The organism is Luteimonas padinae (genome assembly GCF_014652935.1).
Classification (GTDB): domain Bacteria; phylum Pseudomonadota; class Gammaproteobacteria; order Xanthomonadales; family Xanthomonadaceae; genus Luteimonas; species Luteimonas padinae.
Genome location: NZ_BMZT01000003.1, coordinates 111756 through 136006, shown reverse-complemented (window position 1 = coordinate 136006; position 24251 = coordinate 111756). Strand labels below are relative to the sequence as shown.

The following is a 24251-nucleotide window of genomic DNA, read 5'->3' as shown; positions in this document are numbered from 1 at the left end:
GCTGCGTCGTTGCTTGTCCAGCCTGTCGGCGAAAGGCCGACACGAGCGGGAGCGCGCGATGACGACCGCCACGTTTCCTCACTTGAACTTCAATCAGCTTCGTCCACCGGGCATTGGCGTCCTGTCGCTCGTCGCCCTCGTGGTGCTCGGCGCCGGATTGGGACTGCGGGATCCCTGGCCCGCCGACGAACCGCGCTTCGCGCTCGTGGCCAGGCAGATGGTCGAAAGCGGCGACTGGCTGTTCCCCCATCGGGGAACTGAGCTCTATTCGGACAAGCCGCCGCTGTTCATGTGGATCCAGGCCGCGCTGTACTGGGCCACGGGCAACCTGCGGATCTCCTTCCTGCTGCCGTCGCTGCTGGCCGGCTTGCTGACGATCGTGCTGACGTACGACCTCGGTCGCCGTTTGTGGAACCGGCAGATTGGGCTGTGCGCCGGGTGGGCGTTGCTCCTCACCTTGCAGTTCACCCTGCAGATGAAGCGAGCGCAGATCGACCCCCTGCTGATCGCTTGGGTCACGCTCGCGCATTACGGCTTGCTGCGGCACGTCCTCCGGGGGCCTGACTGGCACATGTGGACGCTGGGGTGGTTCGCCGTGGGACTGGGTGTCATCACCAAGGGCGTCGGCATCATCGCCCTGTTCGTGCTGATCCCGGCGATCGCCGCAACCTGGTGGCAACGCGGCGTCTCGAATGCCTGGTGGCACGACCGGAAGTTCTGGCTGGGGCCGATCGCGCTGCTGGTGGCCGTCTCGCTCTGGTTGGGACCAATGCTGGCCGCGGTCCGGTTCGTGCCTACCGCCGAGCATCTGGCCTACGCCCAAGACATCCTGTTCCGGCAAACCGTCGAGCGCTACGCGGAGTCCTGGACGCACATCAAGCCGCCTTGGTACTTCGCGGGCGTGATGGCGAGCGCGTGGTTGCCGTTGATGCTGGCGATGCCATGGGCACTCGCCCCTTGGAAGCGGCGCATCTCTCGTGGCGATCCACGCTTTCTGCTCCTGCTGGGCGGCTGGCTGCTGATCGTGCTGTTCTTCTCGATTCCATCGGGCAAGCGGGACATGTACATCCTGCCCGCCTTGCCGCTGGCCTGCCTGGCCGTCGCACCGCTGCTTCCCGGTCTGCTCAGACGCAGTGGGCCACGCCTGCTGCTCCTTGGATTCATCATGGCGCTGGCCTTTGCGCTGTTCATGGCGGGCCTGGCGATGCTGTTCACCGATCCGGGTTTCGAGAAACGTTTCCTGCTGACGCGCGGCATGTCCACAAGCTCGGAAGGCATGGCTTGGCTGGTGCTCGCCATGGCGCTGCCCGCGGCATTGGGCGCCATCACCGCCATGAGCGGGCGGGTCGTGGCCGGCACGATGGCCGGTCTAGGGGGAATGTGGATCGCCTTCGGCATCGGCGGCGCCGTCGTCCTCAACGATGCGAACTCGTCGCGCGGGCTGATGGAAACCGTGGCGCGACAGATCGGCCCAGACGCACAACTCGGCCTCGTGGGCTGGCGCGAGCAGCAGTTGTTGATGAGCCAATCGCCAACCACCGAATTCGGTTTCACCCGGCCGGAGAAAGAGCAACTCGAAAGCGCGTTGGCGTGGCAGGCGCAGGCCCCAGAGGACAGGTGGCTGCTCATCGTGGGCTCGGCGATTCCGCAAGGATTTCGCGACGGGGAACCGTTTGCGGTGGGTATCGCCAACCGGAGGACATGGTGGCTGTTGCCCGCGCGTGCCCGGGACACCTCAACCCAGGAGAGCCAGCGATGAAACACGCTGCGTTCCCGCATACAGATGGCTATCGAGTCGGCTCAGCCTCATCGGCGGTTCCGGATTCGCTTTCGGTCGTGATCCCGGCACACAACGAAGCCGGCAACATCGCAACCCTCCTGCAGGAAGTCTGCGACGCCCTGCGCGGGCGGATCGAGTTCGAGATCGTCTGCGTGGATGATGGTTCGAGCGACGGCACCGGGCAGGTGCTGTGGACGCTGAAGAGTGGCATCCCCGAACTGCGGCCGTTCCAGCATGACGTGTGCCGAGGGCAGAGCGTTGCGCTGCTAACGGGCGTACAGAACGCGTACAGCCCGTGGATTGCGACGCTGGACGGCGACGGACAGAACGATCCCGCGGACATTCCAAGCTTGATTGCCCGGCTGGAAGAATCACCGCCCGACGTGAAGCTGATCGCCGGCTGGCGCGTCATGCGCAACGATGGATCGGGCAAGCGAATCGCATCCCGGCTGGCCAATCGCATCCGGCGCTTCTTCCTCCACGACGGGACGCCGGACACGGGCTGCGGGATCAAGCTCTTCGAACGAGATGCCTTCCTGTCGCTGCCTGCATTCAATCACATGCATCGCTACCTGCCTGCGCTCATGCAACGGGCGGGCTGGCGAACGGTCAGTGTTCCGGTCAATCACCGCCCGCGGGGATCGGGAAGATCCAAGTACACCAACTTGGGACGAGCACTCGTGGGCATACGTGACCTGCTTGGCGTGTCATGGCTCACCGCACGCCACGTGCGTGCGCGCAGCCGATCCATCCAGGAGACCAGGCCATGAACGATCCCATCGCATGGCTCGCCTGGACGGGAATCGTGCTGACGCCGTGGAAACTCATCGGGATGATCGGCGCGCTGATGTTTGGCGCCCGCTGGCTCGTCCAGTTCCTCGCCAGCCGGCGCGCCGGCCGGCCGGTCATTCCCCGCCTTTTCTGGTACATGAGCCTGACGGGGAGCCTCATGGCGCTCTCGTACTTCCTGTTCTCGCACAAGCAGGACGTGGTCGGCGTACTGCAGAACCTGCTGCCAGCCTTCACTGCGGCATACAGCCTCTACCTGGATCTTCGCCCGCGGAGCGAGCACGGTGCCGGCCCGGCTCACGGTGATCCATCGTGATCGGTCGGCCGCCGCGAAGCACGCAAAAGAGAGTTGCCCAATCAACCACCCTCGAACTTTCGGCGGCAATGCGGACGCTGTTGGGTTCTCGCTCTGATCGACGGCTTGCCGGACTCAGGCCGTCCGTCAGCGTGGAAGGCCTCATCGCCATCGCGAGCCTGTTCTTCGTCGCGACCGCGAACGGGGCATTCTGGTCTGGCGTCAGGGACGCGGGCATCCTGGACCAGCCGGGCAGTTGGCGCCTGCTCGCCAGCATGGGCCTTGCGATTGCGGGCCTGCACGCGATCCTGCTCGGGATCGTCCTGAACCGCTGGACGGCCAAGCCGTTGCTCACGCTGCTTCTGATGGCGACAGCGGCGGCTGCCTACTTCGCGGATCGTTATGCCGTCCATTACGACCCGAGCATGATCCGGAACGTACTGCGCACCGATACGGCGGAGGCCTCCGAACTGTTGACGCCGGGACTGGCGTCGTCGGTGCTGGCCATGGGTGTCCTGCCGGCTGCTCTGCTCTGGTGGACGAGGATCAGGACGTACGGATGGAAACGCAGCCTGCTGCGCCGCTTGGCGTTCCTGCTGGCCGTGACCGCCTTGACCGGAGTGGCACTGGCGGCGTGCTTCGACGATCTCTCGTCGCTGATGCGGAACCACAAGTCCCTGCGCTACCTGGTCACGCCGGGAAACTATCTCGTGTCGACCGTCAAGGTGCTGGGCGAGGACGCCCGTACTGCGGATGCTCCCCGCCGTATCGTTGGCGAGGATGCACGACTGGTCGGCCATGAATCGTCGACCAAACCCCACCTGCTGGTGATCGTCGTCGGGGAAACGGTTCGCGCCCAGAACTGGGGACTGAACGGCTACCGTCGGCAGACGACGCCCCAATTGTCATCACTGGACGTCATCAACTTCACGGATGTCACGGCTTGTGGATCGAACACGGAGGTCTCAGTGCCGTGCATGTTCTCGGTTGCCGGACGGCGGAAATACGATCAGGAACTTATCAGGCGATCCGAATCGCTGTTGCATGTCTTGGAACGTGCAGGCGTCAGGACGCTCTGGCGCGACAACCAGACCGGATGCAAGGGCGTATGTGCCGGGCTGGCGTTCGAGTCCTATCGTGAGCCGCGTATCGACCCGCTCTGCGACGAGCAGGCGTGCCGCGACGCAGTGATGTTGCAAGGATTGCATGACGCCATCGACGACAATCCGGGCGACGCCGTGGTGGTGCTTCATCAGCTCGGAAACCACGGCCCGAGCTATTTCAAGCGGTATCCACCGTCGCTGCGTCGCTTCATCCCGGACTGCAGGAGCTCGGATCTTGGGAGATGCAGCCAGGAAGAAATCGTCAACGCGTATGATAACGCCATTCTGGAAACCGATGACTTCCTGGCCAGGACCATCCGCATGCTCGCGCAGGATCGGTCGCACGATACCGCCATGATCTACCTCTCCGACCATGGCGAATCGCTTGGCGAAGGAAACCTCTACCTGCACGGATTTCCTTACGCAATCGCGCCGCAAACCCAGATCAAGGTGCCGATGGTGGCGTGGCTTTCGCCGGGAATGCGAGACAGTGCTGGCATCGACATGCGGTGCTTCGAGCGACAGGCAGGCAGGCCGCTTAGCCACGACAACCTGTTCCATTCCGTGCTGGGGCTCATGCAAGTTCGATCTTCTGCCTACGACGCCGCTCTGGACGTGTTCTCGGCCTGTGCCGGCGTCTCCATGCCGCAGGCTTCGCGCATGGGTTTCGTACGCCGGCAGGAGAGATGACCGTTGACTCCCGAAGAGAAGATTGGATCCGCTTTATGCCCAAGATGCTCGGAGCACACTGTTATTGCATCCGGGCGGGCGCTGTGAGTACGTTGATCCGATGCCTTGATGAGCTTTGCTCCAAAGCCTGTTCCGTACGCGCACTGCCATCGGAACATGGGGCCAGACGTCCCTTCCGGATTGAGAGTGCCTGAATACGTGGAAAAGCGATATTTGCCGCAGACACGCCTGCTTGACTTCGGCTCTCCTGGGATTCACGACCTGGTGGCCGCACGAGGATGGGGCGCATTGGAGCCATTCGATCAGATCGGGAAGGCCTACACCTTCGTTCGCGACGAAATTGCGTTCGGTTACAACCGGGATGACGAGATTGCGGCGTCCGAGGTACTTAAGGACGGTTACGGTCAGTGCAACACCAAGGGAACATTGTTGATGGCGCTTCTGCGTGCGCTCGGCATTGCGTGCCGCCTGCACGGCTTCACCATCCACAAGGAACTCCAGCGCGGTGTGGTTCCCGAACTGGTCTACGGCCTCGCCCCCGACGACATCCTCCACAGTTGGGTGGAAGTCTGGCACGACGGGCGCTGGATCAATCTTGAGGGTTTCATACTGGATCAACCCTTCCTCGATCCCTGCAGGCAAAGTTTGCCGGAACCGCCAACGAACTCTGCGGCTACGGCGCCGGAACCGATTGCCTGTCCTCGCCACCCATTGATTGGGTGGGACAGGACACGTACATCCAACGCACGGGCATCAATGCCGATCTCGGGGTATTCGACAGCCCGGACGACTTCTACGCCCGGCATAAGCAAAATCTCGGCTGGATGCGGGGGTTACTCTATCGGCATCTCGTGCGTCACTCGATGAACCGGCGCGTCAGGAAAGTTCGCCAAGGTCGGATTCCGGCAATCCCCGGAGGCCCGGCAGGGCACGAACATGTGGGGCGGGACTAGATTGCTCGGCCAGCCCGCACCAGTTCGATGCCCGGCACTTGGACCGGGCGACGGACGTTCCCTCGCTCGCCCGCAAGCAGGTGGGAGCCTCCTCAGTGGACGCGTACCCGGAACGGTGGCATGCGATTGGCGACCGGCGACCGGTCCACGAACCGGTGCTTGAGCGCCGCGGCCACGTGCAGCGCGATCAGCGCCACCGCAATCCAGACCAGCACCACATGCATTTCAGCCGCCGGGCGGTGCAGCGAACGGGGCAGGCCGGGGATGATCGGCCACGGCGTTCCGCCCACCAGCGTGGTCATGCCCGTCTCGGCCGCGGTGCTGCCGGTGGAGACGTACACCCACCCGGCCAGCGGCAAGGCAATCAGCAGCGCGTAGAACAGCCAATGCACGGCGCGAGACAGGATGCGCTGCCAGCCGGGGAAGTCCGGCGGGAACGGCGGCGGGGGATGCGTCAGCCGCCAGCCCAGGCGCACCACGGTCAGCAGCAGCACCAGAAAGCCAAGTGTGCGATGCCACTCGAACCAGGCGGTCCGGGCATCGCCGCGTTCCATGCCGCTGAAGATCCAGCCGGTGCCGAACTGGGCGATGAGCACCACCACGATCAGCCAGTGGAGCGCGACCGCGACATTGTCGTAGCGGGCTACGCCTTCGCGCAGGTTGTATGCCATGGGGGAATCTCCTGTGGCCTGGCGACTCTAACCCAGTGTTCCGGGCGACACAAAAATGACGCCAACACACTGGTAGAGTTTTGCCGATGGACGAGCCCGAACCCGGGCCGCCCGGTACCAGACGCGCGGTCGGCGCGTCGTGGCGAGAAGCGTTTTCACGAACGCCGCTCTCTGAACAGTATCCCAAGCCTGCCGCCCGCCAAGATTCCCAGACCGGCCCTGTTATTGTATCCGGGCGCAAGCGACTGATATATTTGACCCGATGCATCGTGCCCTTGCCCGACTGAGAAGCACCATTGCCGCGCTGCTTGTCGCAGTGCTGGTGATCGTGCCTGTCGCCGATGCGTTCGCGTGCTCGTTCGAGTCGGACGCGGATCACGCGGCGGTCGCAGCGGACGATTACGCGGCGTCATCGTCGCGCGACGACGCCGGAAAGGGCGGCGTCCCGGACGGCTCGCATGGCGTGTGTGCCCACAATCACTGTCATCATGCATCGGCCAACCTTGCTTTCAGCGCGACCGTGGGCTACGACACCACGCATGCCGTGCAGCCTGTTCTACAGGACTCCACTCGCGCATTCGGGCTATACGAAGGACCCATGAGGCCTCCGCGGAGCTGACGTGCTTTGCCCGTCCTGACGGGCTCCCACGTCAACTTTTGCCTCTGGAGTTCCCATGTTCACGCTGCTTGTCCGACCGCTCATGGCGGCCGGGTTCGCGGTGGTTGTCCTGGCATTCGCGTCGCCGTCTATGGCGGCCGTTCCTGCCGTCGAAGCCACCCCGTCCTATGAAGATCTGATCGCCCGGCTCGACGCGTTGCCGTCGATGCTCGAGGCCGATGCCGTCTACGACGCGGCCGCCGCCCGTGCCCAGCAGGCGCGGGCCCTGCCCAACCCCTCGATCGTGTACGACCGGGAGAACGTCTACGGCACCGGGCCCTACAACGGCACCGGCAATGCCGAATCGACCCTGTCGATCAACCAACCCCTCGAACTGTTCGGCCAGCGCAGCGCCCGCATCCAGGCGGCGCGCTCCGAGGCCGACGCGGCGGGCCTGCGGCGCGAACAGGCCCGCTGGCAGATCGCAGGCCGGTTGGCGCTGGCCTACGCCGAGGCCGAAGCCGCGGCACGTCGCCACGACCTGGCGGCCGAAGCGCTGTCGCTGACCGAGCAGGATGCGCGCGGGGTCGCCGCCATGGTCGAGCAGGGTCGCGAGGCCACACTGCGGGGCGTCCAGGCCCAGAGCGAGGTCGAGGCCGCCAGGGCGGCGCTCGATGAAGCCAGGGCCCTTCGGGACGGTGCGTTCGCCCGTCTGTCGGCGATCGCCCTGCTCGACCGGCCGGTGCAAGCGATCGGCGCGAGTCTGCTCGATCGCACGCCCGCCCTGCCGGGAGCCAGATCGGACGACCCGCTGGCCGTCCAGGTCGCCACCGCCGAACTCGACGCCGCCAGCCGCCTGGTGACAGTCGAGCGGCGCCGCGCGCTCCCGGACGTCAGCGCTGGCGTCGGCATGCGCCGGTTCCGGGACACCGGCGACGAGGCGTTCACGGTCGGCGTCGAGTTGACCGTCCCGCTGTTCGACCGCAACCGGGGCGGCATCCGCGCCGCCTATGCCGAGCAGCGGGCCGCCGAAGCGCGCCTGATCGCGCAAAGGCAGGAGGCGCAGGCGGAACGGCTCACCGCCGAGGCCGCGCTGGCCGCATCGAGCAGCCGCACGCGGGCCGCCGACAGCGGCGTCGCGGCCGCCGAGGAGGCCTATCGCCTGTCCCGCATCGGCTTCGAGGCCGGCCGGATCTCGCAGCTGGAACTTCGCAGCACACGTGCGGCGCTGATCGCCTCGCGCAACGCCGCCGTGGACGCGCGGATCGCGCGCGTCCTTGCCGAAATCGACCTGGCGCGCCTCGAAGGCCGTGCCCCGTTCGGAGAATCCCGATGAACACCAATACGAGGCGACTGATGCTCGCCGCGGCGCTCCTGATCGCCCTCGCCGCAGGCTTCGGCCTGGCCAGGCTCACCGGAGGCCAGGATGCCGAAACCTCCCATGCGGCCCATTCCGACGACGACGGCCATGCGTCGCACGGGGACGACCAGGCACAGGAAAGCCATGCCGATCATGGCGCCGAAGACGGCCATGACGAGAAAGGCGACCACGACGACCACGGCGATGAAGCGGCCGAGGGCGAGGAAGGCCTGGTCGCGCTGACGCAGCAGCAGATCGAGGCGTCGGGCATCCAGGTCGTGGCCCTGGGCCGGGGCGGCGGCAGCGAGACGCGCCTGAGCGGTCGCGTCGAGTCCGCCATCGGCGCACGCGCCTCCGTTGCCGCCTCGGTCGGCGGCCGCGTCGAGCGCGTCATCGTGGCACCCGGCACTCCTGTCCGCGCCGGCCAGCCGCTCGCGGTGATCGTGAGCGGCGAAGCGGCGACGATGCGGGCGGGCGCGGAGGCCGCACGCGCCGAGGCCGAAGCGGCACGGCTGGTCTACCAGCGCGACCAGGCGCTGGTGACCCAGGGCGTGGTCGCCCGGCAGGAACTCGAAGCCTCGCGCGCACGCTCGCTGGCGGCCGATGCCGCGGCCCGGGCGGCCGCGGCCCAGGTCGCCGCGGCCGGTTCGCCGAACGCAGGCGGGCGCGTGACCATCAGCAGTCCCGTGCCCGGCGTCGTCGGCGCGGTGCAGGTGACGCCCGGCGGCTTCGTCGCCGCGGGCGACCTCGTGGCCAACGTGGCCGATCCCGCGCAGACCGAACTGGTGTTTTCCGCCCCACCCGCGCTCGCTGCGCAGATCGCGCCCGACGCGCGCATCGAGGTCACCGGGGCCAACGGGAGCTTCAGCGCCGTCGTGATCGGCGCGGCCGCCGACGTGCGCGAACAGGGCGGCATGGCGATCATCCGTGCGCGCCCCGAGTCCGGCCCCCTGCCGCCGGCGGGCTCGCCGGTGTCCGGCGTCGTGGTGGCCGAGGCCAAGGACGACACGCTGACCGTGCCCGCCGACGCCGTGCAGACGGTGGAGGGCCGGTCGGTCGTGTTCGTGGCCGGCGACGACGGCTTCCGTGCCACCCCGGTGCTCGCGGGACGTCGCGCCGGCAGTCGCATCGAGATCCTCAACGGGCTGTCGGGCGACGAACGCGTCGCCGCGACCAACGCGTTCCTGCTGAAGGCCGAACTCGCCAAGGGCGAGGCCGAGCACGGCCACTGAGGACGCCATCATGTTCAAACTCATCATTGAAACGGCGGTCCGCTTCCGCTGGGCAGTGGTCTTCGTGGCGGCGGTCATCGCCGCATACGGCCTGTTCCAGCTCAGCAAGCTGCCGATCGACGCCGTGCCGGACATCACCAACCGGCAGGTGCAGATCAACACCATCGCGCCCGCGCTCGCCCCGGGGCAGATCGAGCGCCAGGTCACTTTCCCGCTCGAAACAGCGCTGGCCGGCATCCCGGGGCTGACCAGCACGCGTTCGCTCTCGCGCAACGGCTTCTCGCAGGTCACGGCGATCTTCACCGACCAGACCGACATCTACTTCGCGCGCCAGCAGGTGGCCGAACGCATGCGCGAGGTGCAGGAGGACCTGCCCGAGGGCGTAACGCCGATGATGTCGCCGGTCACGACCGGCCTCGGCGAAGTGCTGATGTGGACGGTGGACTACGTGCCGTTCGACCCGGCGAACGTCGGCAAGCCGAACGCGCCCGGCTGGCAGGCCGACGAGATCTACCTGACCCCCGAGGGTGACCGGCTCGCGACGGCGCAGGAGCGCGCCACCTACCTGCGCACGGTGCAGGACTGGATCATCGCGCCGCAGATGCGCTCGACACCCGGCCTGGCCGGCGTCGACACGATCGGCGGTTACGTCAAGGAGTACGCCGTCCGTCCGAATGCCGAACGGCTGGCTGCCTACGGCATCGGCCTGGGAGAACTGGTGCAAGCGCTGGAACGCTCCAACGTCCAGGCCGGCGCGGGCTTCGTCCAGCGCGCCGGCGAAGGGCTGGTCGTCCGCGCCGATGCCCTGGCGCAGACGGTCGACGACCTGGCGCAGGCGCCGATTGCCAATCGCGGCGGCGTGGTGATCCGTGTCTCAGACGTGGCCAGCGTCGGGCTCGGACAGGCGCCGCGGTTGGGCGCCGCCACACGCGACGGCCACGAAGCGGTGCTCGGCACGGCGCTGATGATCGCCGGCGGCAACAGCCGCACGGTGGCGCAGGCGGCGGCCGAGCGCCTGGCCGAGGTCAACCGCTCCCTGCCTGCCGGCATCGTGGCCGAGCCCGTCCTCGACCGCAGCATGCTGGTCAATTCCACGATCAAGACCGTGGCCAGGAACCTGACCGAGGGCGCGCTGCTGGTCATCGTGGTGCTGTTCCTGCTGCTGGGCAACATGCGTGCCGCGGCGATCACCGCGCTGGTGATCCCGCTGTCATTCCTGTTCGCAGTGATCGGCATGAACCGCTTCGGGATCAGCGGCAACCTGATGAGCCTGGGCGCGCTCGACTTCGGCATCCTGGTCGACGGCGCGGTGATCGTGGTCGAGGCGACACTGCTGATGCTCGGCCAGAAGCGGGCCGAACTGGGTAGGTCGCTCTCCGCCGGAGAGCGGCTGGGCGTGGCGATCCAGGCGGCGCGCAAGATGGTGCGGCCCGCGGCGTTCGGCCAGTTGATCATCCTGCTGGTGTTCGCGCCGATCCTCACGCTGCAGGGCGTCGAGGGCAAGACGTTCCAGCCGATGGCCGCGACCTTCATGCTCGCCCTGATCGGCGCGTTCATCCTCTCCTTCACCTTCGTGCCGGCGATGGCCGCACTGTTCGTGCGCGAGCCCAAGGTCGCCCCCGGACACGCCCCGCCGCATGAGGACGAGAACGGATCGCACGGTGGGCACAGCGCCGAGCACGAGACCCGCATCATCCGATTCGTACGCAGCAGGGTCGAGCCGATTATCCGCACCTCGGTGTCGCGACCGCGCAGCGTTCTGATTGGTGCGGTTGCCATGCTCGCCATCGGCTTCGTGGCATTCCTCTCGTTGGGCCGGGAGTTCATGCCGACCCTCGACGAAGGCAACCTGGCGATGCAGGCGCTGCGGGTGCCGTCCGCTTCGCTGGAACAGTCGCTGGCGATGCAGTTGGCCCTGGAGAAGGCCATCACGAGCGAACCCGAGGTCAAGACGGTCTTCTCGCGCACGGGTACGGCGGAGGCGGCGATCGATCCCATGCCGACCAACATCTCCGACAGCGTGATCGTGCTCAAGCCGCGCGCCGAGTGGCCCGACAGGTCGCTGGGCAAGGACGACCTCATCCTCCGCCTGGAGTCGATCGTCGGCAACCAGATCGGCAACGCGTTCGAGTTCAGCCAGCCGATCGAACTGCGCTTCAACGAACTGATCTCGGGCGTGCGCACGGACCTGGCGGTGATGGTGTTCGGCGACGACTTCGACGTCCTGCAGCCGATCGCCGACCAGGTCTCGCTGAAGCTGCGCGGCATCGACGGCGCGGCGGACGTGCGCGTGGAGCAGGTCTCGGGCCTGCCCACGCTCACCGTCCGGGTCGACCATGCCGCCGCGGCGCAGTACGGCCTGACCGCGGCGGACGTCAGCGAGGCGCTGGCGACCGGGATCGGCGGCACAGCGGCCGGCAAGATCTTCGAGGGCGACCGTCGCTTCGACGTCGTGATCCGGCTCGACGAGGCCGACCGCAACGATCCGGCACAGCTCGCCGCCCTGCCGGTCGTCGCCCCCAACGGCACCGTGGTGCCGCTGTCCTCGGTCGCGCGCATCGACGTCAGCGAGGGTCCCAACCAGATCAGCCGCAACAACGGCAGCCGCCGCATCGTGGTGCAGGCCAATGTCCGTGGCCGCGACCTGGGTGGCTTCGTCGGGGAAGCGCAGGCCGCCGTGGCCGACATCGCCCTGCCCAGTGGCGTCTATCTGGACTGGGGCGGGCAGTTCGAGAACCTGCAGCGTGCCGAAGCACGCCTGGCCCTGGTGATCCCGATCGTGTTCCTGATGATCGGCGCCCTGCTGTACATGGCGCTCGGGACGATCCGCGAGGCCGCGCTGGTCTTCGTCTGCGTGCCGCTGGCGCTGGTCGGTGGCATCCTGGCACTGCTGGTGCGCGGCATGCCGTTCTCGGTGTCGGCGGCGGTCGGCTTCATCGCCGTCTCCGGCGTCGCCACGCTCAACGGCCTGGTGCTGATGCAGGCCATCCGCGAACGGCTCGCGGCCGGAGATGCGCCGCTGGAAGCGGCGGCGACCGGCGCCGCCAACCGGCTGCGCGCCGTGCTCACCACGGCGCTGGTGGCGATCGTCGGCTTCATCCCGATGGCGATCGCGACCGGATCCGGCGCCGAAGTGCAGAAGCCGCTGGCGACCGTCGTCATCGGCGGACTGATCACGGCGACCGTGCTGACCCTGCTGGTGCTGCCCACGTTCGCGGCGCGGGCCATCGCGCATCGTCCGAAGCGGCACGCGACATGACGCAGGATCTGGCCCGGCAGAAGAACGTCCTGCGGCAGGTGCTGCTGTGGAACCTCGCGCTGTTCGCGGGACTGGGCGTGGCGGGCTGGGTGGCCGATTCCAGCGCCCTGCTCGCCAACGCCGTCGACAACGGTTCGGATGCGGCCGTCTATCTGCTGAGCTACCTCGCCATCGATCGCCGCCCCGTCTGGAAACGCGGTGCGGCGACCGTCTCGGGGATCATGTTGCTGATCTTCGCCGTGGCGGTCCTGGCGGATGTCGTCCGGCGGTGGATGTATGGGGCCGAGCCGCTCGGTCCGGTCATGATCGGACTGGCGGTCGCCGCCGCTGCGATCAATCTGTGGTGCCTGGTGTTGTTGCGCCGCATTCGTTCCGAGGACGTGAACATGAAAGCGGCCGAAACCTTCAGCTTCAACGACTTCATTTCCAATGGCGGCGTGATCGTGGCCGGGGGGCTCGTGCTTTGGCTCGGCACATCGTGGCCAGACCTGGTAGCCGGCGCCCTGATCGCAGCCGTTGCGTTCAAGGGCGGTATCGAGATCCTGCGGAGCGTTCGGGAAGACAAACGTTCCGATAGCAATGACCCCGTCGCATGAGCCTGCTGGTTGGCAGATCCGGCATGCGCGTCAACGGACAAGCACACCCGTAGCCCTTAATACCTGGGGAAAACGACAATGACCGAGAAGCTGCGCATCGACCTTCAGATCCTCCTGCCCCACGTGCCTGACGAGGCCGATGCCTGTGTCAAGCGGCTGATCGACGATTTGGAGGGACGCAACGGGATCGAGCAGGTACACCTGCGCCCGGGCTCTGACGGTGCGCCGGCACAGATGTGCGTGCACTACAACCCGGATGTCGTACCGCTCGCCCGCATTCGCGAGGTTGTCGAAAGCGCGGGCGCGGCGATCAGCGAGCGCTACGGTCATGCCCTGTGGGAGGTGAAGGGGATCGGCCACCAGCGCCGTGCGCGCACCGTTGCCGAGCAACTCAAATCGCTCTGGGGAGTGCTGGAAGCCGAAGCCAGCGCGGCCGGCTTCGTCCATGTCGAGTACGACCGCCGAGAGGTCTCGGAAGAACGCATCCTGAAGGTCCTGGCCGGGATGCAGGTCGTTCCGGTCAAGACCATGGACGACGATCAACACACGCACGGCGAAGACGGGGCGGCCCATGCGCATCGCGAGGGCAGCGGCCATGCGCATGGCAAGGATGGAAAGGCGCATGCGCACGGCGGCTTGCTGGGTCCGAATACCGAATTGATCTTCTCGCTGGTCTGCGGCGCCTTGCTCCTCACCGGCTTCCTGGTGGAAAAGTTCTTCACAGGTGCGCCGGGGTGGCTGCCGCTGGCCTGCTACGTTGGCGCGTACTTCTTCGGCGGCGTCTACACGCTTCGCGAGGCATTCGACAATTTGAAGCTGAAACGCTTCGAGATCGACACGCTGATGCTGGTCGCGGCCGCTGGCGCCGCGGCGCTCGGTTCCTGGGCCGAGGGCGCGCTGCTGCTATTCCTGTTCAGCCTCGGGCATGCGCTCGAACACTACGCCATGGGCCGCGCCAAGCGCGCCATCGAGGCCTTGGCCGAGCTGGCGCCCGACACCGCCGTGGTACGCCGCGACGGACAGGTACAGGAGATCGCAGTCGAGGATCTCGTCGTCGGCGACGTGGTGCTCGTGAAGCCCAACGAGCGGATGCCGGCCGACGGCTTCCTCGTACTCGGCACCTCCAGCGTGAACCAGGCGCCGGTGACCGGCGAGAGCATCCCGGTCGACAAGCGGCCGGTGGACGATCCCGCGACGGCACGCGTGCGACCCGACGGCGTCGATGCCGCCTCGCGCGTATTCGCCGGCACCATCAACGGCAGCGGCGCGATCGAGATCGAGGTCACACGCAAGTCCAGCGATTCGGCCCTCGCGCGCGTGGTCAAGATGGTCAGCGAGGCCGAGACGCGCAAGTCGCCGACGCAGCGCTTCACAGACCGGTTCGAGCGCATCTTCGTGCCCGCGGTGCTGGGATTGGCGGTCCTGCTGCTGTTCGCTTGGGTGGTCGTCGACGAGCCCTTCCGAGACAGCTTCTATCGCGCAATGGCGGTGCTGGTGGCGGCCAGCCCCTGCGCGCTCGCGATCGCCACGCCCAGCGCGGTGCTGTCGGGTATCGCCCGCGCGGCGCGCGGCGGCGTGCTGATCAAGGGGGGCGCGCCGCTGGAGGAACTCGGCTCATTCAACGCCATGGCCTTCGACAAGACCGGCACCCTGACCGAAGGCCGTCCGCGCATCACCGATGTCATCACCGTCGATGGGGTGACGGAAGAGGAACTGCTCACCGTCGCGATCGCGGTCGAGTCGCTCAGCGACCATCCGCTGGCCGCGGCCATCGCCCGGGATGGCCGCGAGCGGCTGGGCGAGCGCGACATCCCGTCCGCCAGCGGCCTGGAGAACCTCATCGGCCGTGGCGTGACCGCCACGCTCGGCGGCGAGACGGTGTGGATCGGCAAGGCCGAGATGTTCGGCGCCGACGGCGTCGCGGCGCTGGGCGAATCGGCGGCGGCCGCCATCGCGCAACTGCGCGAGGCCGGACGCACCTCGATGGTGGTCAGGCAGGGTGAGCGCGACCTGGGCGCCATCGGCCTGCTCGACACCGCGCGCGAGGGCGCACCCGAGGCGCTGCAGGCACTGCGCGCACTCGGCATCACGCGCATGATCATGATCTCCGGCGACCACCAGCGGGTCGCCGATGCGATCGCCTCGGAAGTGGGCCTGGACGAGGCCTGGGGCGACCTGATGCCCGAGGACAAGGTCGAGGCCATCCGCAAACTGCGAGAGCAGGACAAGGTGGCCATGGTCGGCGACGGCGTGAACGACGCACCGGCGATGGCCAACGCCACGGTCGGCATCGCGATGGGCGCCGCCGGTTCCGACGTCGCGCTGGAGACGGCAGACGTCGCGCTGATGGCCGACGATCTGCGCCATCTGCCGTTCGCCGTCGGCCTCAGCCGGCACACGCGCGGCGTGATCCGGCAGAACGTGTTTGTCAGCCTCGGCATCGTCGCCTTCCTGGTGCCCGCGACGATCTTCGGCCTGGGCATCGGCCCGGCCGTGGCGATCCACGAGGGGTCTACACTGCTTGTGGTGTTCAATGCGCTCCGGTTGCTGGCGTATCGCGACCCGCGCGTCGCATGAGCCCTACAAGTCTCATGCCCTGTTGCGCGGCAACGCTTTTTCGGATGAAACGGTCATGACACATCGGATCCCCCTTTGCATTGCGCTGCTCTCTTTGCTGGCGATGACGTCCAGCGCGGTCGCCCAATTCACCGTCGCCAGCGGCCAGCAGGTGACGCCTGCGCCGACGCTCGAGCGGGGCGCCGAACTTCCGCTGCTGACCGTGCACAAGCACCCTTCCTGCGGCTGCTGCGGCGTCTGGGCCGATCACATGAGGCGGGCCGGTTTCAACGTCGTCGAGAAGAACGTCGAGGACATGGCAACCATCAAGGCGGCGGCCGGCGTGCCGTCCTCGATGGGCTCCTGCCATACCGCCCAGGTCGGCGATTACTTCGTCGAAGGCCACGTCCCTGCCGAAGACATACGCCCCCTGCTGCGCGAGCGGCCTGACGCCAGAGGGCTGGCGGTTCCCGGCATGCCCATCGGGTCGCCGGGCATGGAGCACCCGCAAGGCATCGTCCAGCCCTACACGGTGTCGCTGATCCTGAAGGACGGCAGCGTGCGGGAATTCAGTCGACACCCCTAAAAGGCAGAGGACATGCTGGTCGCACGGAATGTCCGTGGGTCGTTCCAGGGAGGCGGATCCGGTGCTGCAGCAGGACGGGAGGCAACGCATGAGCTTTCATGACATTGTCGTAGATGCCAGCCCCAGGGAGGACATCTCGCGCACCCTCGAACTGGCACGCGACATGGCGTCCGCATATGCAGCAAGGCTGTTCGTCGTTGCCTATGCATGGCCGGGCACGACCGTTTCGGACGTGCTTGGCGGAGGCAGGTTCGGAAGCCAGGCGCTGACCCGCGAACTGCAGCAGGCGATCGCCTCATCCCGCAGCGCTTTCGATCGCGTCTTCTCAGCCGCTACGGTGGATACCGAATGGTGCTCTGGCATCGGCGACCCGGCGACCGTGCTGGTCGATCACCTCCTGACGGCCGATCTCCTCATCACCGGCGTTTCCGCGGGCAATGGCAACGTCGTTGCGGAACCCGCGGCGCTTGCGCTCAACTCGGGCGCTCCCGTGTTGCGGCTGGGCGAACGCGAGGCGACAGACCGCTTTTCCAGGGTTGTCGTTGGGTGGAAGGATTGCCCGCAGGCGCGACGCGCCCTCCATGCGGCATTGCCGATCCTGGTCCGAGCCGACGAGGTCGTCATTGTCGGTGTAGGCGATGAGGTGAAAGCCACGCGGCTCGAAACAGTCGTCGATCACCTGCAGCGGCATGGCGTAACAGCGAGCTACGCGCATCTGCCCCAGTCGGAGGAAGGCGTCAGTGCGGATCTGGTCTGCCACGCGCTGCGGAAGGAGGCGGATCTCGTCGTCACCGGCGCCTATGGTCGCGGGCCGCTCGCAGAGCGCGTGCTCGGCGGTGTCACCAGGGATCTGCTCAAGACCGCCGATCTGCACTGGTTCATGGCGAGCTAAGTCCGTCACGAGCATCGCGTCAGAGACGGGCGATCATGAACGCGATCGCCAGCACGAAAGCCGCAAGGCTCGGGAGCAGGGTCACCGCCATGCCGAAGGCGCGTCCACCGGCTCCTTTCGGATACCCCAGCAGGAAACTGATACGGCCGACGCCGAACAGCAGTACGGATGCAGCGATGAACGGCATCGCTGGAGCACCCAGCAGCATCAGGAGCGCGGACAGCGAGAATGCCGCGATCACGAACTGCTCGAGCGTGTTCTGGAGAAAGGCGGCCGCGACCGCGATCTTCGGACTCGGGCGCGAGTAGGCCGAGCCGCCGATGTCGTCGGCGGAGTGGCGCCTTCCCCTCGCGACCATCCCCACGCCGATCAAGACCCACATGACGAGGAGCAGGTTGGCCCCGGCTAGGAAGGTGAGTCGCGATTCCAGTCCGTCGGCCGGGAACTCAATGATGCGCGGCAGGAGGAAGTGCGCTGCGCCCAGGACTGCCGCGCATGAGAGGAACGCGGCGCCGCTGGCAATATAGATTTTCCGCTGCTCCTGACGAAGCTCGGCCTCGGACTTGGGAAAGATCGCCATCTCATGTTCTCCCGCACGCGGAAAATAGCCAGTTTTCCAAGTAAAGGCCCACTCAGCCGGCCAAGGGTGACTTCATCGCATGGGCAGGCCATGCTCGGATTCTAGGGTGCCGGCGGCGTTAGTGAGGAGCGGGCATCGTCCCGGAATCGATCTCGAGCTTGGCGTGGTATCAAGAAGTGCCGCACACCCCGCCGCAAGCAAAAAATGCTCCGGCGTTGGACGGCCCTACCGTTGGACGAGCAGACCCAGAGGGATCCGCGAAACCGTTACTTCGCCAGAAGTAGCCATTTTCCGCTCTCAAATTACATGTAACTATTACCAACGCCCCAAAAGTTCTGGATGCTGCTGACGATGCATGCGCTGGGCCGCGACTACTACGTCTGGGACCAGGCCGCGGAGATCCGCTTCCTGAAGCCGGGCCGCGGCACGGTGCACGCAAGCTTCGACCTGGGCGACGACGTGATCGACGCCATGCGCGCGGCGACCGCGGGCGGCGCGAAGCACCTGCACTGGTTCGATACCGACGTCGTCGATGCCGAGGGCGACGTGGTGGCCGCGGTCCGCAAGCAGGTCTACGTCCGCCGCAAGCCGGACCGCAGGGTCGAAAGCGCCGGCGCGTGACCGGCGTCGCAATGGCCTTCATCCCATTCAGGGCCCGGACCGCTATCCTCGACGTCGCCTCAGGGGGGCCGGGATGACGCAGGACAATCCAAGCCGTATCGACGAGCCGATGCCGGAGATCCGCGGCTACCGGCTCGCGCGTGTCGTCGGCGCCGGCGGGATGTCGACGATCTACCTTGGCGAGCAGCTCTCGCTCGGGCGCGAGGTGGCGATCAAGGTGATGCTGCCCGAGGCGCTGTCCGACGAGGTCAGCCGCCGGCGCTTCGAGAACGAGGCGCGCACCATCGCCCGCCTCGACCATCCCAACATCGTCGGCATCCACGACGTCGGCCGGACCACCGAGGGCCTGCCCTACTACGCCATGCCCTACCTGCCGCGCGGCCACCTCGGCCAGCGCGACCTGCGCGGCAACGAGGACGCGGTGCGCGGGATCCTGCGCAGCCTGCTGTCGGCGCTGCAGTACGCGCACGCGCGCGGCGTCGTACATCGCGACGTCAAGGCCGAGAACGTGCTGTTCGACGACAGCGGCCGGCCGCTGCTGGCCGACTTCGGCATCGCTCTGCGCCGCGGCTACGGGTCGCGCGTGACCACCGCCGGCCTGGCCGTGGGCAGCACCGCCTACATGCCGCCCGAGCAGGCCCGCGGCGAAGGCGTGGACGCGCGCGCCGACCTCTACAGCGTCGGCGTGCTGGCCTGGGAGATGCTGGTCGGCAGCCTGCCGTACAACGCCGCCGACGCGCTGTCGATGGCGGTGATGCACGTGCAGGACCCGATCCCGCGCCTGCCGCCGGCGCTGCGCCACTGGCAGCCCTTCATCGACCGGGCGCTGGCCAAGGCGCCCGGCCGCCGCTTTGCCGACGCCACGCAGATGCTCGAGGCGCTGGAGCACATCCCGGCGCGCCGCCACGGCGGACTGCGCGGCGCCGTCACCGGCCTGGGCGAACGCCTGCGCCGACTGCCGGCCCCGGCCTGGGCCGGCGTCGGTCTGGTCGCGGTCGCGGCCATCGCCGCGGGCACCTGGCTGCACGGCCGCGATGGAGCGTCCGCCTTCTACCGGGCCGCCGACGACGCCGGCCGGGCAGGCGAGGCCGACCGGGGCGGCTCGGCCAGCCCGCCGCTGGCGCCGCGATCGGCGCCGCTGCCCGGCAGCCCCGAAGACGCCATGCTGCGCGCGGCGCCGGCCTCGGATGCCGAGCGCTGGCTGGTGACGGCCGAACGCCAGATGCGTGCGGGTCGCCTGTCGGCACCCGCCGGCGACAACGCCTACACCAGCCTGCTCAACGCCTGGCAGGCGGACGCCGGCCACCTCCGGCTCGGTCCCGCGATCGACGCCCTGATCGCGGCGCTCGGCGCCCGGGCCGAGCGCGCCTTCGCCCGCGGCGAGACCGATGAGGCGCGCACCGCGGTCATGCAGGCCAGCCAGTTGGCCTCGCGTACCTCGCGCGCCGATGGCGACGCGCTGCGCGCGCTGATGGCGGGCGTGGGCAAGGTGGTGTCCGCGCGCGTGGACCGGGCAACCACCGACTACGACCGCGCCGACGCGCTCGACGCCATCGAAGCCGCGCGCCGGATGGGGCTGGACGCCCCGGCACTGGCGAAGCTCGAGCGGCGCGCGCGCGCCATTCCCCTCCCCGGCGAGCGCCTTGGCGGCAAGGGCGTGGACATGGTGCTGGTGCAGCAGGGCGGGATCCGCCTGGGCGCGATGCGCCGGCCGGTCAGCCGCGACGAGTTCGCGGCCTTCGCCGACGCGACCGGCCGCGCGCCCGCGCGCTGCCGCGAGCGGGCTTCCCTGCTGCGGGTGGTGGCGCCGCGCAACTGGCGCAACCCCGGCTTCGAACAGAAGGGCGGCGACCCCGCGGTCTGCGTGTCATGGGATGACGCGCGCGCCTACGCCCAGTGGCTGGGCCAGCGGGACGGAATCGCGTATCGCCTGGCCACGTCCACCGAATGGACGCGCCTGCCCGCGGCCGGCGGGTCGCGCCGCATCGCGGAATGGAACGTCGACTGCAGCGGCAGCTGCGAACAGCGAGTGGCCAGCGGGACCAGCTGGCGCGACGAATCCGCCACGACCGACGGCCGCGAAGCCGACCGTGGCTTCGACGACGTCGGCTTCCGGCTGGTCCGCGACCTCGGCGGCGGCTGAGCGGCTCAGCTCCCCGTCGAACGTCCCCGGCCGCCGCGCCCGCGGCTGCCACGGCCACGCGCACCCGGTGCCTTCGGCCCGGCATGCGCCTGCGCCGCCGGCGGCTGGGCCTTGCCGTGCCCGCCCTGGCGATGCGCCGGCTTGCCTGCGGCACGGCTCGGACGCTGCTCGCCAGCGCGCTGGTCGCCCGCGGCCTGCGGCGGACCGCGGCGCTGGCCACCGGCACGCTGGCCGGCCGGCCGCTGCCCGCGTCCGCCCTGCGGCGGCATCGGCGCGTCCAGGCGGATCGGGCGGCTCGGCTCGTAGCCGGCCACCACGTCCATGCGGATCTCGGCCTTCAGCATCTTCTGGATCTGGTTGAGCAGCGCGCCCTCTTCCGGCGACACCAGCGACAGCGCCTCGCCGGTCGCGCCGGCGCGGCCGGTGCGGCCGATGCGGTGCACGTAGTCCTCGGCCACCATCGGCAGGTCGTGGTTGATCACCAGCGGCAGGTTCGGGATGTCGAGTCCACGCGCGGCGACGTCGGTCGCGACCAGGATGCGGGCACGACCGGCCTTGAACGCGTCCAGCGCCTTCTGCCGCTGCGCCTGGCTCTTGTTGCCGTGGATCGCCACCGCCGGCAGACCGGACTTTTCGAGTTGTTCGGCGAGGCGGTTGCAGCCGTGCTTGGTCTTGCCGAACACCAGCACCTGGTCGGTGTGGCGCGCGGACAGGATGTCGACCAGCAGGTCGCGCTTGCTGGCCGAATCGACCGGGTGCGCGCGGTGCACGATGGTCTCGGCGATGGTGTTCTGCGCGGCCACCTCGACCTGCTTCGGCGACTGCATGTACTCCAGCGCCAGCGCCTTGATGCGCGCCTCGAACGTGGCCGAGAACAGCAGCGTCTGCCGCTGCTTCGGCACGCGGCCCATGATCCGCTTCATCTGCGGCAGGAAGCCCATGTCCAGCATGCGGTCGGCCTCGTCCAGCACCAGCACCTCGACCGCGTCGAGCTTGGCGTGGCCGGCGTCCATGTGGTCGAGCAGGCGCCCCGGACAGGCGACGAGGATGTCGACGCCGCGGCGGAGGTTGTCGATCTGCGGCTGCATGCCGGCGCCGCCGAAAATGGTGGTGACGTTCATGCGCAGGTGGCGGCCATATTCCTTGAGACTGTCGGCAACCTGCACCGCCAGCTCGCGGGTCGGCACCAGCACCAGGGCGCGCGGCTTGCGCGGGCCCTTGGGCGGGGTCTCCTTCGACAGGCGCTGCAGCATCGGCAGGCCGAAGGCGGCGGTCTTGCCGGTGCCGGTCTGGGCGGCGCCCAGCACGTCATGGCCGGCCAGGACCAGCGGGATCGCCTGTTCCTGGATCGGGGTGGGAATGGTATAGCCGCTCGTTTCGAGCGTGCGCAGCAGCGCGGACGAGAGCCCGAGGGCCTCGAAGGTCCGGGTATCGGACATGGATTGAACTCCTGGTTCGCAGCTTGCCCGGCGCTTTCCGTGAACCGCGCGGCGGGCAATGGATTAGACGGCTTGCGGAGATGTCCGGGCCGTGTCTGCGCGACGAGAGACGTGCGGGAGTTAAAGGGCCGGGGCGCCATGCGGGGCCGCGGCTGGGCAATGACCGGATAACGGACTGCCGTGCGCCAACCGGTGCATCATACGCGAACATGCCTGAATCCGATACTTCGCAGCTGTTGCACGTGGTCGTCCTGCTGGCGGCCGCGGTCGTGGCCGTGCCGGTGTTCCGGCGCCTGGGGCTGGGCTCGGTGCTCGGCTACCTCGCCGCCGGCGTCGCGGTCGGCCCGTTCGGACTGGCGCTGTTCGCGCGGCCGGAGGCGATCCTGCACGTGGCCGAGCTGGGCGTCGTGCTATTCCTCTTCGTGGTGGGGATGGAGATGCGCCCCTCGCACCTGTGGGCGCTGCGGCGGCAGATCTTCGGCCTCGGGCCGCTGCAGATCGGCGCCTGCGCGCTGGTGCTCACCGGGTGCGGCCTGCTGCTGGGGCTGGCGCCGCCGGTGGCCTTCATCGCCGCGTCCGGCTTCGTGCTCACGTCCACCGCGATCGTGATGCAGATGCTGGCCGAGCGCGGCGACATCGCCACGCCGCGCGGCCAGAAGATGGTCTCGATCCTGCTGTTCGAGGACCTGCTGATCGTGCCGCTGCTGGCGCTGGTGGCGTTCATGGCACCGGCACAGGCCGGAGACGCCGGCGGCTCGCGGCTGCTGTCTGTCGCGATCGCCGCCGGTTCGCTCGCGGCGCTGGTGGCAGCGGGCCTGTTTCTGCTCAACCCCCTGTTCCGGCTGCTGGCCGCGGCGCGGGCGCGCGAGGTGATGACCGCCGCCGCCCTGCTGGTCGTGCTGGGCGCGGCGCTGCTGATGGAGATGGGCGGGCTGTCGATGGCGATGGGCGCCTTCGTCGCCGGCGTGCTCCTGTCCGAATCCACGTTCCGGCACCAGATCCAGGCCGAAATCGAGCCCTTCCGCGGCCTGCTCCTCGGCCTGTTCTTCCTTGCCGTGGGCATGTCGCTGGACCTGGCAGTAGTCGCCGCCGACTGGCGCTTCGTGCTGATGGCGGTGCCGCTGATGATGTTCGCCAAGGCGCTGTGCATCTATGTCGTGGCGCGCATGCTGCACACCGGCCACGCCGATGCCGTGGATCGCGCGGTGCTGATGGCCCAGGGCGGCGAGTTCGCCTTCGTGCTGTATTCCGCCGCGCAGGCCGCCGGCGTGCTTCCGGGCGAGGTCAACAACGCCATGACCGCGGTGGTGGTGCTGTCGATGGCGCTCACACCCCTGGCCGCGATCGCGACCCGGCGCGTCAGGCGCCGCGACAGCGAATCGGTGCCGGACGGCGTGGAGCCCGCCTCGGGGCAGTCGGGCAGCGTGCTGATGATCGGATTCGGCCGCTTCGGCCAGGTCGTCAGCCAGTCGCTGCTGGCGCGCGACGTCGACGTCACCATCATCGACAGCGATGTCGAGATGATCGCCAGCGCGGCCCGCTTCGGCTTCAAGGTCTACTACGGCGACGGCACCCGGCTCGACGTGCTGCACGCCTCGGGCGCCGGCAGCGCGCGCGCGATCGCGGTCTGCGTCGACGACCGCGCAGCGGCCGACCGCATCGTGGAACTGGTGCAGTCGGCCTTCCCGCAGGCCCGGCTGCTGGTGCGCGCCTACGATCGCCCGCACAAGCTGAAGCTGGTCGCCGCCGGCGTCGACGTCGCCATCCGCGAGACCTTCGCCGCCGCCCTGCAGTTCGGCGAGGCGGCGCTGCGCGAACTCGACGTCGATCCCGACGAGGCCGCCCGCGTCACCGCCGAGGTGCGCAGGCTTGAGGTGGAGCGCTTCGAGCTCGAGCGCCTGGCCGGGCTCGCGGCGGGTGCCGGCATGATGCGCACCAATACCGGCCCGAAGCCGGCGCCGCTGACCGCCCCCAGGCGCCAGGCGCGCGTGCTGGGGCCAGATGCGGAAACCGCTGCCCCACCCCCACCCGCCGCCGCGGACGAGCCGCCCGGGCCCGTCGCATGACCTTCTGCACCCTGCGCGCCACTCGGCACGGGCGTACATTCG

The 24251-nt window shown here is 68.4% G+C and carries 18 protein-coding genes and 1 pseudogene; 16 read left to right on the top strand and 3 right to left on the bottom strand.

All coding sequences use genetic code 11. The features are described from left to right. Positions 1-58: 58 nt before the first annotated feature. From IE168_RS04145 to IE168_RS04125, 5 genes are all read left to right on the top strand, one after another. Positions 59-1759 (top strand): ArnT family glycosyltransferase, encoded by a 1701-nt coding sequence (locus tag IE168_RS04145; RefSeq protein WP_189495527.1) that lies wholly within the window; start codon positions 59-61, stop codon positions 1757-1759. Further along, positions 1756-2550, top strand: coding sequence for a glycosyltransferase family 2 protein (locus tag IE168_RS04140; protein WP_189495525.1), 795 nt, complete (start codon positions 1756-1758; stop codon positions 2548-2550). The genes IE168_RS04145 and IE168_RS04140 overlap by 4 nt, the downstream gene beginning before the upstream one ends. Continuing rightward, positions 2547-2885 (top strand): lipid-A-disaccharide synthase N-terminal domain-containing protein, encoded by a 339-nt coding sequence (locus IE168_RS04135; protein WP_189495523.1) that lies wholly within the window; start codon positions 2547-2549, stop codon positions 2883-2885. Before IE168_RS04140 ends, IE168_RS04135 begins: the two co-directional genes overlap by 4 nt. 68 nt (positions 2886-2953) lie before the next feature. Then, positions 2954-4657 carry a phosphoethanolamine transferase gene (locus tag IE168_RS04130; protein ID WP_189495522.1) on the top strand — a complete coding sequence of 568 codons (1704 nt, stop codon included), beginning with the start codon at positions 2954-2956 and terminating at the stop codon, positions 4655-4657. A gap of 186 nt (positions 4658-4843) precedes the next feature. Next, positions 4844-5524, top strand: coding sequence for a transglutaminase-like domain-containing protein (locus tag IE168_RS04125; protein WP_229823090.1), 681 nt, complete (start codon positions 4844-4846; stop codon positions 5522-5524). Positions 5525-5702: 178 nt separating this feature from the next. Here the strand turns inward: IE168_RS04125 and IE168_RS04120 are convergent, their stop codons facing one another. Then, positions 5703-6281 carry a cytochrome b gene (locus IE168_RS04120; protein ID WP_189495520.1) on the bottom strand — a complete coding sequence of 193 codons (579 nt, stop codon included), beginning with the start codon at positions 6279-6281 and terminating at the stop codon, positions 5703-5705. A 262-nt stretch (positions 6282-6543) separates the two neighbouring features. On the opposite strand from IE168_RS04120, the gene IE168_RS04115 reads away from it, so the two are divergent. The 8 genes from IE168_RS04115 to IE168_RS04080 all read left to right on the top strand — a co-directional run bounded on the left by IE168_RS04115 (position 6544) and on the right by IE168_RS04080 (position 17360). Beyond that, positions 6544-6900: a hypothetical protein gene (locus IE168_RS04115; RefSeq protein WP_189495518.1), complete on the top strand. Its 357-nt coding sequence runs from the start codon at positions 6544-6546 to the stop codon at positions 6898-6900. Between the two features lie 55 nt (positions 6901-6955). Then, complete coding sequence (locus IE168_RS04110) at positions 6956-8215, top strand: TolC family protein (RefSeq protein WP_189495516.1); 1260 nt, start codon at positions 6956-6958, stop codon at positions 8213-8215. After that, entirely contained in the window at positions 8212-9471 is a 1260-nt protein-coding gene (locus IE168_RS04105; RefSeq protein WP_189495514.1) for an efflux RND transporter periplasmic adaptor subunit, read from the top strand. The genes IE168_RS04110 and IE168_RS04105 overlap by 4 nt, the downstream gene beginning before the upstream one ends. A 10-nt stretch (positions 9472-9481) precedes the next feature. Beyond that, positions 9482-12730 carry an efflux RND transporter permease subunit gene (locus tag IE168_RS04100; RefSeq protein WP_146384984.1) on the top strand — a complete coding sequence of 1083 codons (3249 nt, stop codon included), beginning with the start codon at positions 9482-9484 and terminating at the stop codon, positions 12728-12730. Then, positions 12727-13326, top strand: a complete 600-nt coding sequence (locus IE168_RS04095; protein WP_189495511.1) for a cation efflux transmembrane domain-containing protein — start codon at positions 12727-12729, stop codon at positions 13324-13326. The genes IE168_RS04100 and IE168_RS04095 overlap by 4 nt, the downstream gene beginning before the upstream one ends. A 78-nt stretch (positions 13327-13404) precedes the next feature. After that, complete coding sequence (locus tag IE168_RS04090) at positions 13405-15903, top strand: heavy metal translocating P-type ATPase (RefSeq protein ID WP_189495509.1); 2499 nt, start codon at positions 13405-13407, stop codon at positions 15901-15903. A gap of 22 nt (positions 15904-15925) precedes the next feature. Then, positions 15926-16468: a DUF411 domain-containing protein gene (locus tag IE168_RS04085; RefSeq protein WP_308430335.1), complete on the top strand. Its 543-nt coding sequence runs from the start codon at positions 15926-15928 to the stop codon at positions 16466-16468. 88 nt (positions 16469-16556) lie between these two features. Continuing rightward, positions 16557-17360, top strand: a complete 804-nt coding sequence (locus IE168_RS04080; RefSeq protein WP_189495507.1) for a universal stress protein — start codon at positions 16557-16559, stop codon at positions 17358-17360. A gap of 19 nt (positions 17361-17379) precedes the next feature. Here IE168_RS04080 and IE168_RS04075 read toward each other — a convergent pair whose 3' ends face one another. Then, the gene (locus tag IE168_RS04075; protein ID WP_189495505.1) at positions 17380-17940 is read right to left on the bottom strand and encodes an MAPEG family protein; all 561 of its coding nucleotides are present in this window, start codon (positions 17938-17940) and stop codon (positions 17380-17382) included. Between the two features lie 333 nt (positions 17941-18273). Between IE168_RS04075 and IE168_RS04070 the strand changes: the two are divergent. Both IE168_RS04070 and IE168_RS04065 read left to right on the top strand, forming a co-directional pair. Continuing rightward, positions 18274-18561 (top strand): annotated as a pseudogene (locus IE168_RS04070) (DUF4442 domain-containing protein); the annotation flags it as partial. A 73-nt stretch (positions 18562-18634) separates the two neighbouring features. Next, positions 18635-20704: a bifunctional serine/threonine-protein kinase/formylglycine-generating enzyme family protein gene (locus IE168_RS04065; protein WP_189495501.1), complete on the top strand. Its 2070-nt coding sequence runs from the start codon at positions 18635-18637 to the stop codon at positions 20702-20704. 5 nt (positions 20705-20709) lie between these two features. Here IE168_RS04065 and IE168_RS04060 read toward each other — a convergent pair whose 3' ends face one another. Further along, positions 20710-22143, bottom strand: a complete 1434-nt coding sequence (locus tag IE168_RS04060) for a DEAD/DEAH box helicase (RefSeq protein WP_189495499.1) — start codon at positions 22141-22143, stop codon at positions 20710-20712. A 209-nt stretch (positions 22144-22352) separates the two neighbouring features. On the opposite strand from IE168_RS04060, the gene IE168_RS04055 reads away from it, so the two are divergent. Next, the gene (locus IE168_RS04055) at positions 22353-24209 is read left to right on the top strand and encodes a monovalent cation:proton antiporter-2 (CPA2) family protein (protein ID WP_189495497.1); all 1857 of its coding nucleotides are present in this window, start codon (positions 22353-22355) and stop codon (positions 24207-24209) included. Positions 24210-24251: the final 42 nt, after the last annotated feature.